This window comes from Sorangium sp. So ce281, assembly GCF_051527395.1.
In the GTDB taxonomy this organism is placed as follows: domain Bacteria; phylum Myxococcota_A; class Polyangia; order Polyangiales; family Polyangiaceae; genus Sorangium; species Sorangium cellulosum_B.
In genome coordinates, this window is sequence record NZ_CP150322.1 from 660,804 (window position 1) to 674,977 (window position 14,174).

The following is a 14,174-nucleotide window of genomic DNA, read 5'->3' on the forward strand; positions in this document are numbered from 1 at the left end:
GACGGGGCGACAGGGATGCTCTCGGTGACTGGTGGGGGCGGGCCGTTCAATCTGGACAATTCAGCTCTCCTCGCGGTGTGTCGCTTTGGGTTTGGCTCCGGCGGGGGTCTCCTCGCCTTCGAAGAACAGCGGGGGGGCCTCGTCGCCGACGCCGAGCGCCCGGGCGAGGGTGGTGAGGCTCTGCGCGAGCGCGCTGCGCTCGTCGATGGGCAGGCGGTCGACGGCGATGACGAGCTCGGCCTGCGCGGTGCGGGGCGCGCGGCGGAGCAGCGCGCGGCCGGCAGGGGTGAGCGAGATCTCGGTCCGGCGCGCGTCCTCGAGCGAGGCGCGCCGGGTGACGAGCCCCCGCTCGGCCAGGCGCGTCACAACGACCGACACCGAGCTCTGGTGCGTCAGCGTGCGCTGCGCGAGCTCGGCGATCGAGGACGCGGCGGCCTGATCGAGCTGCTGCAGCACGAACAGCTGCGCGCTGCTCAGGCCGAGCTGCCGCTCGCACGCGCGCGACGAGACGCGCAGGCGCTGCACGATCGCGCGGATCGCATCCATGACCCGCTGCGCGTCGGGCCCGCCGGGGGCCTGCCGCGCGGGGCTCTTCCGGCGCGCCGTCGAAGAACCATGGGCTCCCATATAATTGCGCGGGAACCTACGCCGCTCGCCGGTCAACCGCAAGCAGTCTGCGGGCCTCCGCGGGGCAGGGGCGGATCCAGGCGGGCCGTCCTCGACGGGGCGGTCGCGGGCGGCGGTGGATGGCGGCGGTGCGGCGTCCGGCGCGCGGCGCGCGGGCCGGGAGGCAGCGCGCCGGGCGGACCGTGCGGGTGACGCTACGCGGGGCGTCGCCTGCGCGGGCGATCCAGGCTAAGAACCGGCCCTCCCATGACCTTCCAAGACCTCATTGTCACCCTGCAGAAGTTCTGGGCCGATCGCGGCTGCCTCATCGTGCAGCCGTACAACTCGGAGGTCGGCGCCGGCACCTTCAACCCGGCGACGTTCCTGCGCGCGCTCGGCCCCGAGCCCTGGAATGTGGCCTTCGTCGAGCCTTCCCGGCGGCCCGCGGACGGTCGTTACGGGGAGAACCCGAACCGTATGCAGCAGTTTCACCAGTTCCAGGTGATCCTCAAGCCGAGCCCGATCGACATCCAGGACCTCTACCTGGAGTCGCTGCGGGCGATCGGCACGAACCCGCTCGATCACGACGTTCGGTTCCTCGAGGACGACTGGGAGTCGCCGACGCTCGGGGCGTGGGGGCTCGGCTGGCAGGTGTGGATCGACGGGCTCGAGATCTCGCAGTTCACCTACTTCCAGCAGATCGGCGGGATCGACTGCCGCCCCGTGTCCGGCGAGCTCACCTACGGGCTCGAGCGGATCGCGATGTACCTGCAGGACAAGGACAGCATCTACGACGTCGTCTACTCGGACAGGGGCGGGAAGATCGTGCGCTACGGGGACATCTACCAGCGCGCCGAGTGGGAGTGGTCGACCTACAACTTCGAGGAGGCCGACATCGCCGAGCACTTCGCGGCGTTCGACGTGTGCGAGGCCGAGGTGAAGCGGCTCCTGTACCGGGGCGCGGATCCGGCGGCGAAGGGGGCGGCGATCGATCCGAGGAAGGCGCTGGTGCTCCCGGCCTACGATTTCGTCGTGAAGGCGGCCCACCGCTTCAACGTCCTCGACGCGCGGGGCGCGATCAGCGTCACCGAGCGGCAGCGCTTCATCGGCCGGGTCCGCGCGCTCGCGCGGGCGGTCGCCGAGACGTACGTCGCGCAGCGCGAGGCGCTCGGTTATCCGCTCCTCGGCGAGCAGCAGGCGAAGGCGGCGGAGTAGCGCCGCAGCCGAGGCGGCGGGCCGCGCGCCGCAGCCGAGGTGACGGGCAGCGCCCCGTCGCCTCGGCCAGGCCGCGCGTCGCGCAGCCTCAGCCGGCCGGGTTGTCCGGGATGAAGTCGCGGCGGGTGCAGATCGCGACGACCGGCAGCCCCGCCGCGCGGATCGCCTCCGCGCCGCCCTCGAGGCGGTCGACAAGGGCGATCACGCCGACCACCGAGGCGCCCGCGGCGCGCAGCTTCTCGACCGCCTTCAGCGTCGAGCCGCCCGTCGTGATCACGTCCTCGAGGATCGCGACGGGCATCCCGGGCACGAGGCCGCGATCGCCCTCGACGAGGCGCCGCGAGCCGTGGTCCTTGACCTCCTTGCGCACGTAGAGCGCGGGGAGGGGGCGGCCGCGCAGGAAGCTCGTGAGCGACACAGCGCTCGCGAGGGGGCACCCGCCGAGCTCGACGCCGGCGACGGCCTCGCACCGCGGGAGCGCGCCGAGCGCCTCGAACATGAGCGAGCCGACGAGGGCGTGGCCCTCGGCGGTCAGCACCGACTGCTTGCAATCGATGAAGAAGTCGCTCTCCCGGCCGGACGCGAGGACGACGCGCTTCTGCTCGAACGAGCGCTCGCGCAGCAGCGCGACGAGCCGCTCCTGCTCCGAGGCGCCGGCGGCGCTCACCGGCCGCCCCGCTTGCGCAGCGAGGCCTTCGCGGCCCCCTTCCGGAGCGCGGGGACCACGGGCGGCGGCGGCCCGCCGGCGCCCTCGGCCGCCTCGGGCTCGTCCCCCTCGCCGGCGGCCGAGGCCGACAGATCGGCCTCCTCGTCGTCGTGAACGGCCGCGAGGCGCGGCTCCGGCGCAGGAGCGGGCCTCGCCTCGACGACCGGGGCGGGGCGCGCCGCCGGAGCGGGGCGCGCGGGGGCAGGCGCGGCGCGCGGTGCAGGCCGGGCGGGCGGCGCGGGCGCGCGCTGCTCCGCCGGCGCGCGCGCCGGACGCGCCGCCGCGGCGCGCGGCGCAGGTGCAGCGGCGGCGACCCGCGCCGGGGCGGGGGCGGGGGCCGCGGCGAGCGGCGCGCCGGTGGTGACGTTGCCGCGCACCAGGGCGCCCGCGTGGATGCCGATCTGCGGCGCGCCGAGGTCGCCGACGACGCGCGCGCCGGGCTCGAGGATCACGGCCTCGTCGCCGGAGATGTTCCCGGCGACGGCGCCGCGGACGACGACGCGCCGCCCGCGGACGTCGCTCTGGATGAGCGCGCCCTCGCCGATGGTCACGTCGCCGGTCATGACGACGCTCCCCTCGACGCGGCCGAGGATCTCGAGATCCCCGTCGCCCTGCACGTTGCCGCGGATGGCCGTCGTCGGCCCGATCGAGGACTGGGCGGTCATCGGCTACACGTCCATGTCGACGTTGCCCTTGAACGAGGCTCCGTCCGCGATGGTCAGCCGCGACGCCTTCACGTCGCCGACGAGGCGACCGCCGGCGAGCAGATCGACGCGATCGGCCGCCGTGACGTTGCCGGTCACGTTGCCGCCCACCTGGAGCGACGCCGCCCCGATGTCCGCTTCGATCAGCGCCCCTGCGTCGATGGTGAGAGGCCCCTCGACGGTGAGCTTTCCGCGCACCGTCCCGGCGACGATCACCTCCTCGTCGGAGGTGATCTCGCCCTCGATCGTGAGCCCGTTTCCGATGATCGTACCCGCCACGTTCGTGCTCCTCGCCGCGCCCTCGCGGCGCGATTCTTCGTCCGTCAACGCGCGCTACCGCCCTGCCGGTTCACGCCGCGGGGCCTGCCCGCGCCCGCCGGTCGTCCGCTCCGAGAGCTCGGCCGGGAGGTCGAACTCCGCCTCGATGCGGCCGGCGAACGCCGCGCCTTCCTCGAGGATCACCTCGCTGCCGCCCACGTTTCCGGCGTACTGCGCGGTCGCCCGGATCGTGACGGGGCCGCGCGACGCCACGTCCCCCGTGAGCTGGCCGGAGACGACGAGCGAGCTCGCCTCGACGTCGCCGGTGACCGTCGCCCCGTCCTCGATCTCGAGGTCGCCAGACAGCTGGATGTTGCCCTCGACGCTCCCCTCGACCCGGAGCGAGCCGTCGCCATGGACGCGCCCGCGGATGCGGGCGCCCCGTCCGATGAGCGATTCGGCAGCGTCCGATTCGCTGCGCGTCGTTGTCGAACCTCGGGCCATTCTCGTCTCCTGTGCGCGGGAGGGAGCCGCGCGAGCCGGGGCGCGCACCAGACGCCCGGCTCGTCCGCTGGAGATGGGCGAACTGGATCGCCCGGCCCCGCGGCGGCGCGGACGCTACTCCAAGCGGCTGCGCCTCGCAACCGGCGGGCGGGCTCGGTGGCGGGGGCGCTCCATGGACCGACTGCAGGGGAGCCCTCGGGGGAGGGGGCGTCGCGCGGGGGGGTGAGGGGGCCCTCCCACGAACTCGCGCCTTTTGGTGGCAATGGCCGGCTGTACGGAGGTGGGGAGTCCGTGAGGCGTCGCTGCGGTGCGGGCCGGCGCTCGGGTTCGTGGGGCCCTCCCCCTCACCCCCCCGCGCGACGCCCCCTCCCCCCGAGGGCTCTCTCCGGCGGGGAACGCGGAAGGGGAGCGCGCGAGGGGAACGGGGAACGATGCGCGGCGATGCGCGGCGATGCGCGGCGACGGCGCTTGCGAGCGCGCGAGGGGGGCGCTTCCTGCGGGGCTGGCTCGGGTGATACGGTCTCTCTTGACTGGGCTTTCCTTGCTCGCGACGCCTGCTGTGGCCCTGACGGCGAACCGACTCGGAGGGCTCGGCGCGCGTCGCCCGTGGGGGCGAGCGCAGACCAACCAACCCGGGGGTTCCTCATGCGGAAGATAGCTATCGTGGGGTCTGGACAGGCCGGCCTGCTCGCGGCGCACGCCCTTGTGAAGGCCGGCTACGAGGTGACGCTCTACTCGGATCGGACGCCCGAGCAGTGGCTCAACGAGTCGAAGCCGACCGGCATCGCGGCGCGGTTCGACGTGGCGCTCGCGTTCGAGCGCGAGCTCGGCCTGGCCTTCTGGGAAGACGCCGCGCCCCAGGGCCACGGCGCCCAGGTGACCGCGTGCGCCGCCCCGGGCAACCGCCTCCTGACGCTGGCGGGGCGCCTGGAGCGGCCCTTCTTGGCGATCGATCTCCGGCTCCAGAGCCACCGGTGGATGCTCGAGCTCGAGCGGCGGGGCGGCAAGATCGTGATCGAGCCCGTCACGATCGCGCGGCTCGACACGATCGCCGCCGAGAACGACCTCACCGTCGTCGCTGCTGGACGCGGCGATCTGTGCAACCTGTTCGAGCGCGACGCCGCGCGCAACGTCCACACGGAGGCGCAGCGCAACGTCGTCATGATGTGCGTGACCGGCCCGAAGCTCGGGTTCGACGGCATCCCCATGCTCCCGGTCAAGTTCAACCTGTTCGCGGGCCTCGGGGAGGCGTTCTGGGTGCCCTACCACCACAAGGACGTGGGACCGAGCTGGAACTGTCTCTTCGAGGCGGTGCCCGGAGGGCCGCTGGACAGGTTCCAGGGCGCGAGGTCAGGCGAGGAGATCGTCGCGATCGCCAAGGGGCTGATGAAGGAGCTCATCCCCTGGGACTACGAGTGGTTCAGGAGCGCCGAGCTGTCGGACAAGCACGGATGGCAGAACGGGCGGGTCGTCCACGCGGTGCGCAAGCCCGTCGGACGGCTGCCCTCCGGCCGGATCGTGACGCCGCTGGGCGACACGGCGATGTCGATCGATCCGATCGGCGGCCAGGGCGCCAACAACGGCAACAAGATGGCGCGCAACCTGGTCGAGTGCATCGTGCAGCACGGCGAGCGCCCGTTCGACGCCGACTGGATGACGCGCACCTTCGATCGCTTCTACGCGCGGCACGGCGGGCCCACCGACCGGTTCAACAACATCCTGCTCGCCGGGGTGTCGCCCCCGATGGCCCACCTCCTCATGGCGCAATACGGCAGCGACGGGCGGGCGGACAACACGAGCGGGCAGCAGGCGCTCGCCAACGCCTTCGTGAACAACTTCAACGATCCGGCGCGGCTGACGGCGGTGCTCGAGGACGTCGGGCGGGTGCGCGCGTTCATCCGGCAGACGACCGGGAAGCCGTGGCCGCTCGCGCTCGCAGCAGGGGGCGTGGGCGTCGGCATCGCGCAGGTGCGGCAGCGCATCGGGCTCCCGCCGGGGCACCCGGCAGCGCCGGTGCACGCCGGCGGAGCGCTCGCGTAGCGCGCCACGGCTCTACGTGGTCGCGGAGATGGCTCCGCGATGGCTACTCCAGGACGGCGTGGTACCGTCCGCTCGGCGTGACGATGACGTGGGCCTGGAGCGGGACGTTCAGCGCGTAGGAGAGATCGCGCAGCTCCTCGGTCATCGCGTGGTCCTCCGCGGTCGGCGTCGGATCGCCGCTCGGGTGGTTGTGGGCCAGGACGAAGCCGACGGCCGCCATGTCAAGCGCCGTGCGCAGAATGGTCGAGCGGCCTGCGTGGACGGCGTCGTCGACGCCGCGGGCGAGCATGCGCGTCTCGCGCACGCGGCCATGGCTGTCGAGCGCCGCGATCCACAGCTCCTCGTGAACGAGGGGCGCGAGCCTCGGCCCGAAGTACCGCGCCACGCGCGCGGCGTCGGTGAGGCGCGCGCCTCGGCGAGCCCGCGCGGCGTGGGCGCGGCGGCCGAGCTCGAAGGCCGCCGCGAGCCGCGTCGCGTCGAGCAGCGCGATCTGGGCTCGCTCGGCGATGGCCGCCGGAGAGAGGCGACCGAGGGACGGCAGGGCGGCCGCGCCAAGGATGCGCGCCCCTACGGCCGGGATGCCGAGCACCATCTCGAGCAGGCCGGCCTCGGTCGCGGTCGGGATCTCGGCCGCCGTCTCGGCGGGGGCGTCGACGGGTGCGCCGCTCATCGGGGCCACCTCCGAGCGCGGGTGAGCGAGCGGGCGAAGAGGCGGCGCGCGAGGCGGAGGCGCGTGGCCACCGTCGGCCTCGGGATCGCGAGCGTCGCCGCGATCTCGCGCGTCGTCAGGCCGGCGGCGGTGAGCGCCAGGACCTCGCGGAGCTCCGTGCGGAGGCGGTGGAAGGCACGGAGCAGCCCGCGCGCGACGATGCGCGCCTCCGGAGAGGGAGCTGCGAGGGGAGCGAGCCGATCGGGATCGACCGCGGGCACCTCGTGCCGGCGGTACGCCTTGTCGCGGTGGTGCGACGCCTGCCGCAGGGCGACCGCGACCAGCCAGGCGCGCAACGCGTCGCCCGGCGGCTGATCGGGGGACGGCCGGAAGCGGCCGGCGCGCATGCTGCAAAAGGCGCCGAGCACGGTCTCCTGCGTGACGTCGTCGAGATCCGCCGCGCGGACGCCGCGGGCGCGCAGCGCGCTGCGGATGAGCGGGCGCTGTTCGAGGAGCGCGGTGGGGTCGAGGTAGACGGCGGGGTGAGGGGGCTGGTGACGGAGGGGTTTGGTCGGGCGGGCGAGCCGGCTGAGAGCAGCGGGACGGGGACGGCGACGGGAGGACGGATCGATCTCTTGGCCCTGGTCAGAGCGTAGACGTACGGTTTCCATGTCGGACCTCGTGGAAGCGGGGTTCGGCCACGCCGCCCGGGGTGTTAGCAGCACCCGCGGGCGGCACTTTTGTGGTCTCGCCACGTTACGAACTGACAGCCGGCAGGTCAAGGAAATCCGATCTGCTGGATCGTTATTCTAAACCCGGCGCGGGAGTACGCGAAGGGCGTGCGAACGCTCACGCTCGATACCCTCCTGCTCTACATCGCGGCGAACCTGCGGCGGATACGCCAGCAGCGCGGCATCACGCAGGAGCAGCTCGCGGAAGCGGCCGGGATCGAGCTGCGGACGATGCAGGCGATCGAGGTTGGGCGGCAGAGCATGAGCCTCGGCACGCTCGTCAGGCTCGCGAACGCGCTCGATGTGTCGCCTGGGGTTCTTCTCCGCAGCGCCGCGATGCCCGAGATCAAGCGAGGTCGGCCGCGCAAACGTCCCGCCGGCACCTGACAGTCAATCCCCAGTGTCCGCACCTCGACAGCCCGCGGCCATCCGCGCCCTTCTCCACCTGGCGCATCGCCGGCGCGTGCGTTGTTGCGGCTTCGGACGCCGTCCCGCGTGGTGGAGAACTCGGCGAACTGCGGCAACCTGAACAGCCCCGTCGCTGACCGGCCGGGAGGTCGCAGGGGCACTCCTTCGCTTCGGAGGGGTAGGGCATAAAGGACCCGCTCGCGCCTTCGTCCGGTGTAGAGACCGTACGGTCCTGCGCTGGCCTCCTTGACAAGATGGGCCAGCCGTCGGCTAGGCTACCTTTCCACGATGCGTGGGGACGGCACGTGGGGGTGGGATCGGAGTTCAAGGCGCTCCACGCGGAAGCGGCGGTCATCGGTCGAGAGGACTGATCACGCCGAGAGGACCGCGGTCGACGATGTGGGTGTAGATCATCGTGGTCCGTACATCCTTGTGGCCGAGCAATGTTTGGATCGTCCGGATGTCGGTGCCCGCCTCGAGCAGGTGGGTCGCGAAGCTGTGGCGGAGGGTATGGCATGTCGCGCGCTTGGTGAGCCCCGACGCCCGTCCGGCATTGTTCACGGCCCTTTGCACCGCCGATTCGTGCAGGTGGTAGAGGACCTGTCGACCCGTCGCTGGATCGGTGCAAGGGCGAGAGGCGGGGAAGAGGTACTGCCAGGGGAGGCTCGTGGCTGCTCCTGGCATCTTCGCTCGCAGAGCGTGGGGCAGGTCGACCTCGCCGCGGCCAGCCGCGAGTTCCTTCTTGTGCCGTTGCGCCACGGCGTCGAGCTGGGCCTGCAGCTCGTCGCGCGCCCGAGCGGGGAGCAAGGCCGGCCGGTCGTGCTGTCCTTTCCCGCGGCGCACCATGATTTGCCGTCGATCAAGGTCGACGTCTTTGACGCGAATCGAAAGCGCTTCGAGGAGGCGGAGGCCGCTTCCGTAGAGGAGCTCGCCGATGAGTCGAAAAGGTGGGATCAGGTGCTCGAGCAAGGTGAGAGCGTCCTTTCGCGAGAGGACCGTGGGGAGGTGCTCCGGCCGGCGGGCACGCTCGAGCGCTTCGAGCCGGGGTATCTGCAGGTCGAGGACCCGCTTGTAAAGGAAGAGGAGCGCGCACAGCGCTTGGTTCTGCGTGGACGCCGCGCTGCGGCGCGCGACCGCAACATCGTTGAGGAAGGCCGTGACCTCTTCCGCGCCCATCTGCCGTGGGTGCTTGCCGTGATGAAAGCGAATAAATGCCCGGATCCAGTGGACATACGCCTCTTCGGTACGCGGCGAGTAATGCAGGCGCCGGATGGTGGCGCGCACGGCTTCGATGAGGGTCATGGGGGTGGTTCCGATTGGTTGGGGCCGGTTCATCGGACCCGCAGTGACCCTTATCGGCGCAGGGCGGGCGCGAGTTGCGGCGGCCAGCGGATATTTGGGCCGCACATCAGTCGCCCGAGGCAATCAATCACAGGCGCGCATCTTGCTTCTCGGCACACCGTCGCCGTCCGAAGCCCATCAACGGCGATACGTAGTTGTGTAGCGGCGGCCTATCTCCGGAGATGCGCAGATAGCCTGCGGAAGATCGCGACCTATCCGCGGGGATATCTAGATATGCTGCGGGGTGCCGCGACTCATCCGCGAGAACACGGTGATCGGGCACCGCGGTTCGCAGCCTACATGCAAAAATGCGAAGATATATCGCGCGGCACAGATGATTGCGACGTTAGGCGCACATGGAAGATCCCTCATCCGTGCACCGCTCAAATCTACCCCCGCTTGTCTTGGCATTATGCACACACGACAGACCAAGCGCTCATCCCGGGAACACCTTCGCCTGCCTCAACCCCTCAACATGTCTGGCGTTAACACAGGAGCAACTGACAATATGGCCATTCGACATTCCCTTTCGTCCTTGACCGTACCATTCACTCTAATCTTTGCAGCTTGCGCTGGTAGTCTACCGGAACCCCAATCGACAACCGCTCCACCCGGCGAGTTAAGGCAACCCAGCCTTGTAGCACACATTGACAACGATCCTGTCGTCGTGGCAAGGACGACCTGCAACAATGTGGGTCTCGCAATTAAGCAACAGCAGCTCTGGCTGAAGAAGCGAACTGTCACCCAGAAGAATGCTGGGGTTCTCATAACTACTTTGATCGGCGCTGGAGGTGCGGTCACAACCACAATCTTGGCCAACAATCAGCATGTCAATTCGACCACTTTGACCTCAGATGCCACGCCGACCACCGTTATGGGCACAATCACGGCCGGTGCGACCGCGCTTGGCGGGGTTCTATCCGCATTCGTAATAGGAGCGGGCAACGATGACGAGATCAAGTTATACGACGAATACGCCGCATCCATGAACGAGAAGCAGAGAGAAATGAACACTGCCTGTGCGACCGCACGTGCCCGTTCGCCGGTGCCGTTGTCGACCACAACGGTATCTCCACCAACGCCCGTTTCGACTTCTCCTGTGCCAGCTCCGGAAGCGTCCGCCACGCCAGTCGCTCTGCCTCCTACACCAGCAACCGCGCCCTCCTCGAGTACCGTCGCCCCGCCGGTCAGTGCTGAACAGCACATTTGCGACAAAGCGGCAGTGGAGGCAAGGAATTTCTGCGAAGATGTCAAGACAAAACTGCGTTATAGGGTAGAGTGAAAGTTTCGCGTGATGGACGATATAGAGGCGCCTAACGTGCTGTTGCACCAGACGGCCTGCTTGCTGCGGATGCGGCGATGCCGCGCCCTTGCGGCGCCGACGGCCGCAGGTGAACAGCACGTTCGGCGGGCGGGCACTGTGCCAAGGCGGGCCAGGAGGAGGCACCCACATTCGCGACTTCCAAATACGAGCTCTCGATCGCGCATGTGGTGGCGAAAGGACTCTGCCCCCTACACGCTGCGCAGCGAGGTCGAGGTAACACGTGACGCAACGTCATTGAAGGCATCTGAGTTTTCCGATGAGTATGCTATGGGGACTCGATGATGGCTGACGACATCGTTCTCAATACACTTGCCGGTCCCGTCTCCGTTCCCACGGACGGGTTGCTGGTATTCCTCGACGAGACTGGCGGCGAGACTCTAGCGGATAGAAACCATCCCGTGTTCGGACTGGGTGGTTGCGTTGTTCGCGCTGACGCCTACCGATCGTCCGTCGATGCTCCTTGGCGCGAAATGAAAGTGCGTGCCTTCCCGAACAAGAGAGGCCCCTTGCACGCATCGAAGGACCGGTTCACTGGCAGACAGAAAGCCGCTGTTTCTGCGTTCTTTCAAGCCGCGCAGGTTGGGCGGATGGCCGCAGTGATCTCTTGCAAGACGCAGATCGAAGTCACCATCCCGAACTTCCAGCTTGTTGTTGCAGCATGCTTGAAGCGCCTGGATGCGCTCGCTCCGACGTTCTGGCCCTTCAGCGAAGTTCACGTCATCGTCGAGAGCGCCCAGCGGACGAACCCCCTCATCCAGCGCTTTCTGGGAGCGTACGACCACATGAACGCCGAAGACGACGGCGTGAATACGGTGCTTCCCTTCCACAAGTACTTCGCTGACAAGGCGGCCTGCCTCGCCGGCCTGGAGATCGCTGACCTCGTGATGCATGCCGCGGGCGCCTGTGTACGCGAAGAAGCAAAGACGGTAGGCAGCGGCCGTGCGCGACGAGATTTTGAAACGATTTTTCGCTCAGCTGGACCGCACCTCGCTAGCTTTCTCCAGGTCTCATCGGTCTCGCCACCCAACGCGGTCTAAAGGTGGCCGCGCCTAACAAGCCCGTGCATTCCGACGATGCGCCTCCCCCCTACATCTCCTGCGTCGGCAGCGCGCACTGGCGGTCCTGGACCGCGACCTCGAACTGGCGCTGCCACTCGCAGAAAGGCTGGAGTTGTTCGCCTTCCCCGACAACGTGCCGCCGAACAAGCCGTTGCAGCGGGCGGGCCGCTGAACGGCAAGGCGTTCGGCGCCAGAGCGCGTAGCCGACGGTTGTTGTCGCCCAACACCTGATGCGGGCGGGAACGCCGCGGGGCAAAGCACGCCGTCGCCGATGTCACCGCGCCACGCCACGAAGTCGCCGGCCGGCGACGGTCGTGGTAGCGCTGCTCCTGATGGCGAAGGGCAACCGCACGGCGACGACGCGCGAGGTTCGATCCTCGCAGCGACAGCGGCGTGTTCGCGTCTACACCGCCTGGCACCCGGTGCTCGTCGCGCTCCTGGAGCACGTGCTCCCCGAGGGCTGGTACCAGTGCATCTCGGAGTTCCAGCTCGCCCGCGAGCCGCTCCGCGTCGACATCGTCATCCTCCGTCGCAGCCGTCGCGGAGCCCCACCCAGGCCGCGCCTGCTCACGAGCGTGGTGGGCGAGCTGGCCGAGCACACGCTCGTGCACTTCAAGGGGCCGACCGACGAGCTCGAGCGCGACGACGCGCGCATGCTCCTCGCGTACGCGCTCCAGTACCTCGTGGTGGCCGAGATCGAAGCTCCCGCCGCGGTCGCCCTCCGCGTGCTCGCGCCCCGCCTGACCCCGCGCTTCACCGAGGCGCTGATGTCGCTCGGCTGCGCGCTCACACCGACCGGGCCGGGCACGCACGAGGGGCGGCTCGGTGTCTTCCCGCTGCGGGTGGTGGAGACGGTGCCCGCCAACGCTCGCGAGGGCGAGCATCTGCTGTACACTGTGACCCCTGGGATGGTCGCCGACCCCGGCGGCATCCCGGCGCTCTCCCCGGCGGAGGTCGCGGTGTTCTGGGCGCTCCTGGAGCATGTCGAGCAAGTTCGACACCCCCTCCCGGGGCAGAGGAAGCGGCACATGAAGGACGAAAAGCGGGTCGTCGAGAGCTTCGAGCAGGCGCTGGCACGCCTCGTTGCGCGGCTGCCGCCCGAGCAGCGCCTCGCGGGGCTCGCCCCGGAGCAGGTGCTGCAGGCGTACGCGCCCGAGCAGCGCCTCGCGGGGCTCGCCCCCGAGCAGGTGCTGCAGGCGTACGCGCCCGAGCAGCGCCTCGCGGGGCTCGCCCCCGAGCAGCGCCTCGCCGGGCTCACCGAGGCGCAGGCGGTGCTCGCGTTGCCGGACGCGATGCTTCGTGCGTTGTCGGAGGAGTACCTCGCGACGCTGCCCCGCCAAACCCAAGCGGCGATTCAGAAGCGCCTCGGGGCGGCATCGGGGCGGCAGCCCGCGCGCCGACGAAAGACGCGCAGCCCTTCGAGATGACGACGGGAGAACGCAAGCCGCGGTGGTGGTCGCGTGATTCGTTCTTCCTGACCGGGCGCCGAACAAGCCAATGCGGCTGCCGGTTCGGGCAACCGCGCTTCGCGCGGCAGCCCGCCCCGCAGCAGATTGGCGAGGCGTTAGGCGGGAGATCCACACGGAGCAATGAACATGCCGAGACTCGTTCAGTTTATGCACCCTGGCCGCCAGCCGGCTCACCAAGGCCCAGGGATCAAGCCCTGGAACACCGGAGAGCATCGTCGGAGCTTCCTGGTTGCGCCGGGTACCTTCAACGCATCCGTGTCCGGTCATTCCGAAAGCGCGACGCGGCTCAGTTTCTGGGGTGAGTGGGAGGCCCCTGCGACGGGCATCGCGCTGACTGACGGAGGCGAAGCGCATACGGCGTTTGCACCGCGGGCCGTGACCTTTCCAGGACGAGCCGGTCTTCAGAATACGGATCCATTCGTGTTCGATGGTCCGTTCATCTACTCGTGCTGCAAACAAGTCAGGAGGGACGGGACGCCCACCTACCTGCGAGATCTGCATCGCGGAGACGTCGTGCTGTTCGGATCAAACGTCGGCGGCTCCTTTGTTTTGGATACCGTCTTCGTGGTCTCGGACAGCGTGTCCTACGGAATTCGCAGCGGGCCCAGGACGCTGACTGGGCGCGTGGCGCAGTCGTTCGTCGAAGCCACCCTGAAGCCACTGGCCTATACCGATGGAAATACGGACGGTGAGGGACTACGTGGGGCCTGTGGGATCGAAGGCTGGGATGATGACGACGAGCGCGCCTCGTGCCAGCCCTTGGCTGGCAGCTCGGAGGTCAAATATCGCCTCTACTGGGGAGCCACGCCCGAGGCTCGTGTGGATGGCATGTTCAGCTTCGCTCCCGCACGGCCGGTTTCCAACCCTCTCGTTGCCTTTGCTCGTCCGAGCGTCAGGGACTTTGTCTCCCCGGGCATGACCACCGGCTTTCGCGAATGCCTTGTAGATGGGCGCAAGCGAACCGTGAAGGAGGCTTGGACCTACATCGCGGACTTGGTCCTTTCCGCCGGCCTGGTTCTGGGAACGTCCTTTCAGATCGAAGCCGATGCAAACTCCGCCTAACAAGGGCTTGGTGCTGACCGTGCGCTGTGGCGAGCGGAGCGAGGCACAGCGCACGGCAGCACAAGCCCCAGTCGTTAGGCGTTCCGAGGGTCCAGACGC

General features: G+C 69.4%; 15 protein-coding genes. 7 read left to right on the plus strand and 8 right to left on the minus strand.

The window, feature by feature from the left end:
- Nucleotides 1-60 precede the first annotated feature (60 nt).
- Nucleotides 61-546: a MarR family winged helix-turn-helix transcriptional regulator gene (locus WMF27_RS02400; RefSeq protein WP_437761880.1), complete on the minus strand. Its 486-nt coding sequence runs from the start codon at nucleotides 544-546 to the stop codon at nucleotides 61-63.
- A 327-nt stretch (nucleotides 547-873) separates the two neighbouring features.
- On the opposite strand from WMF27_RS02400, the gene glyQ reads away from it, so the two are divergent.
- Nucleotides 874-1,821, plus strand: coding sequence for a glycine--tRNA ligase subunit alpha (glyQ, locus tag WMF27_RS02405; protein ID WP_437943746.1), 948 nt, complete (start codon nucleotides 874-876; stop codon nucleotides 1,819-1,821).
- A gap of 88 nt (nucleotides 1,822-1,909) precedes the next feature.
- Here the strand turns inward: glyQ and pyrE are convergent, their stop codons facing one another.
- The 4 genes from pyrE to WMF27_RS02425 are packed head-to-tail and all read right to left on the minus strand — an operon-like array spanning nucleotide 1,910 to nucleotide 3,993.
- Nucleotides 1,910-2,488 carry an orotate phosphoribosyltransferase gene (pyrE, locus tag WMF27_RS02410; protein WP_437761878.1) on the minus strand — a complete coding sequence of 193 codons (579 nt, stop codon included), beginning with the start codon at nucleotides 2,486-2,488 and terminating at the stop codon, nucleotides 1,910-1,912.
- The gene (locus WMF27_RS02415) at nucleotides 2,485-3,192 is read right to left on the minus strand and encodes a bactofilin family protein (RefSeq protein WP_437761877.1); all 708 of its coding nucleotides are present in this window, start codon (nucleotides 3,190-3,192) and stop codon (nucleotides 2,485-2,487) included. Before WMF27_RS02415 ends, pyrE begins: the two co-directional genes overlap by 4 nt.
- Before the next feature lie 3 nt (nucleotides 3,193-3,195).
- Nucleotides 3,196-3,510, minus strand: coding sequence for a bactofilin family protein (locus WMF27_RS02420; RefSeq protein ID WP_012233083.1), 315 nt, complete (start codon nucleotides 3,508-3,510; stop codon nucleotides 3,196-3,198).
- A 54-nt stretch (nucleotides 3,511-3,564) separates the two neighbouring features.
- The gene (locus WMF27_RS02425; protein WP_437761876.1) at nucleotides 3,565-3,993 is read right to left on the minus strand and encodes a bactofilin family protein; all 429 of its coding nucleotides are present in this window, start codon (nucleotides 3,991-3,993) and stop codon (nucleotides 3,565-3,567) included.
- A 645-nt stretch (nucleotides 3,994-4,638) separates the two neighbouring features.
- Here WMF27_RS02425 and WMF27_RS02430 point away from each other — a divergent pair.
- Complete coding sequence (locus WMF27_RS02430; protein WP_437943747.1) at nucleotides 4,639-6,033, plus strand: styrene monooxygenase/indole monooxygenase family protein; 1,395 nt, start codon at nucleotides 4,639-4,641, stop codon at nucleotides 6,031-6,033.
- A gap of 43 nt (nucleotides 6,034-6,076) precedes the next feature.
- On the opposite strand, the gene WMF27_RS02435 is transcribed toward WMF27_RS02430, so the two are convergent.
- Both WMF27_RS02435 and WMF27_RS02440 read right to left on the minus strand, forming a co-directional pair.
- Nucleotides 6,077-6,703 (minus strand): JAB domain-containing protein, encoded by a 627-nt coding sequence (locus tag WMF27_RS02435; protein ID WP_437943748.1) that lies wholly within the window; start codon nucleotides 6,701-6,703, stop codon nucleotides 6,077-6,079.
- Entirely contained in the window at nucleotides 6,700-7,353 is a 654-nt protein-coding gene (locus tag WMF27_RS02440) for a sigma-70 family RNA polymerase sigma factor (protein ID WP_437943749.1), read from the minus strand. Before WMF27_RS02440 ends, WMF27_RS02435 begins: the two co-directional genes overlap by 4 nt.
- A 168-nt stretch (nucleotides 7,354-7,521) precedes the next feature.
- Between WMF27_RS02440 and WMF27_RS02445 the strand changes: the two genes are divergently transcribed.
- A complete protein-coding gene (locus tag WMF27_RS02445; RefSeq protein WP_437943750.1) occupies nucleotides 7,522-7,800 on the plus strand; it encodes a helix-turn-helix domain-containing protein in 279 nt (92 codons plus the stop codon).
- A 372-nt stretch (nucleotides 7,801-8,172) separates the two neighbouring features.
- Here the strand turns inward: WMF27_RS02445 and WMF27_RS02450 are convergent, their stop codons facing one another.
- A complete protein-coding gene (locus WMF27_RS02450) occupies nucleotides 8,173-9,123 on the minus strand; it encodes an integron integrase (protein ID WP_437335414.1) in 951 nt (316 codons plus the stop codon).
- Between the two features lie 706 nt (nucleotides 9,124-9,829).
- On the opposite strand from WMF27_RS02450, the gene WMF27_RS02455 reads away from it, so the two are divergent.
- The 4 genes from WMF27_RS02455 to WMF27_RS02470 all read left to right on the plus strand — a co-directional run bounded on the left by WMF27_RS02455 (nucleotide 9,830) and on the right by WMF27_RS02470 (nucleotide 14,075).
- Nucleotides 9,830-10,444 (plus strand): hypothetical protein, encoded by a 615-nt coding sequence (locus WMF27_RS02455; protein ID WP_437943751.1) that lies wholly within the window; start codon nucleotides 9,830-9,832, stop codon nucleotides 10,442-10,444.
- Nucleotides 10,445-10,764: 320 nt separating this feature from the next.
- Nucleotides 10,765-11,523, plus strand: a complete 759-nt coding sequence (locus WMF27_RS02460; protein WP_437943752.1) for a DUF3800 domain-containing protein — start codon at nucleotides 10,765-10,767, stop codon at nucleotides 11,521-11,523.
- 353 nt (nucleotides 11,524-11,876) lie between these two features.
- Entirely contained in the window at nucleotides 11,877-12,971 is a 1,095-nt protein-coding gene (locus WMF27_RS02465; protein ID WP_437943753.1) for a hypothetical protein, read from the plus strand.
- Between the two features lie 168 nt (nucleotides 12,972-13,139).
- Nucleotides 13,140-14,075 carry a hypothetical protein gene (locus WMF27_RS02470; RefSeq protein WP_437943754.1) on the plus strand — a complete coding sequence of 312 codons (936 nt, stop codon included), beginning with the start codon at nucleotides 13,140-13,142 and terminating at the stop codon, nucleotides 14,073-14,075.
- Nucleotides 14,076-14,174: the final 99 nt, after the last annotated feature.

Coding starts and splice junctions, on each gene's coding strand:
- WMF27_RS02435 (WP_437943748.1), bottom strand. CDS start 6,703: ATGAGCGGCGCACCCGTCGACGCCCCCGCCGAGACGGCGGCCGAGATC.
- WMF27_RS02425 (WP_437761876.1), bottom strand. CDS start 3,993: ATGGCCCGAGGTTCGACAACGACGCGCAGCGAATCGGACGCTGCCGAA.
- WMF27_RS02450 (WP_437335414.1), bottom strand. CDS start 9,123: ATGACCCTCATCGAAGCCGTGCGCGCCACCATCCGGCGCCTGCATTAC.
- WMF27_RS02460 (WP_437943752.1), top strand. CDS start 10,765: ATGATGGCTGACGACATCGTTCTCAATACACTTGCCGGTCCCGTCTCC.
- WMF27_RS02400 (WP_437761880.1), bottom strand. CDS start 546: ATGGATGCGATCCGCGCGATCGTGCAGCGCCTGCGCGTCTCGTCGCGC.
- WMF27_RS02440 (WP_437943749.1), bottom strand. CDS start 7,353: ATGGAAACCGTACGTCTACGCTCTGACCAGGGCCAAGAGATCGATCCG.
- glyQ (WP_437943746.1), top strand. CDS start 874: ATGACCTTCCAAGACCTCATTGTCACCCTGCAGAAGTTCTGGGCCGAT.
- WMF27_RS02470 (WP_437943754.1), top strand. CDS start 13,140: ATGCCGAGACTCGTTCAGTTTATGCACCCTGGCCGCCAGCCGGCTCAC.
- WMF27_RS02465 (WP_437943753.1), top strand. CDS start 11,877: ATGGCGAAGGGCAACCGCACGGCGACGACGCGCGAGGTTCGATCCTCG.
- WMF27_RS02430 (WP_437943747.1), top strand. CDS start 4,639: ATGCGGAAGATAGCTATCGTGGGGTCTGGACAGGCCGGCCTGCTCGCG.
- WMF27_RS02415 (WP_437761877.1), bottom strand. CDS start 3,192: ATGACCGCCCAGTCCTCGATCGGGCCGACGACGGCCATCCGCGGCAAC.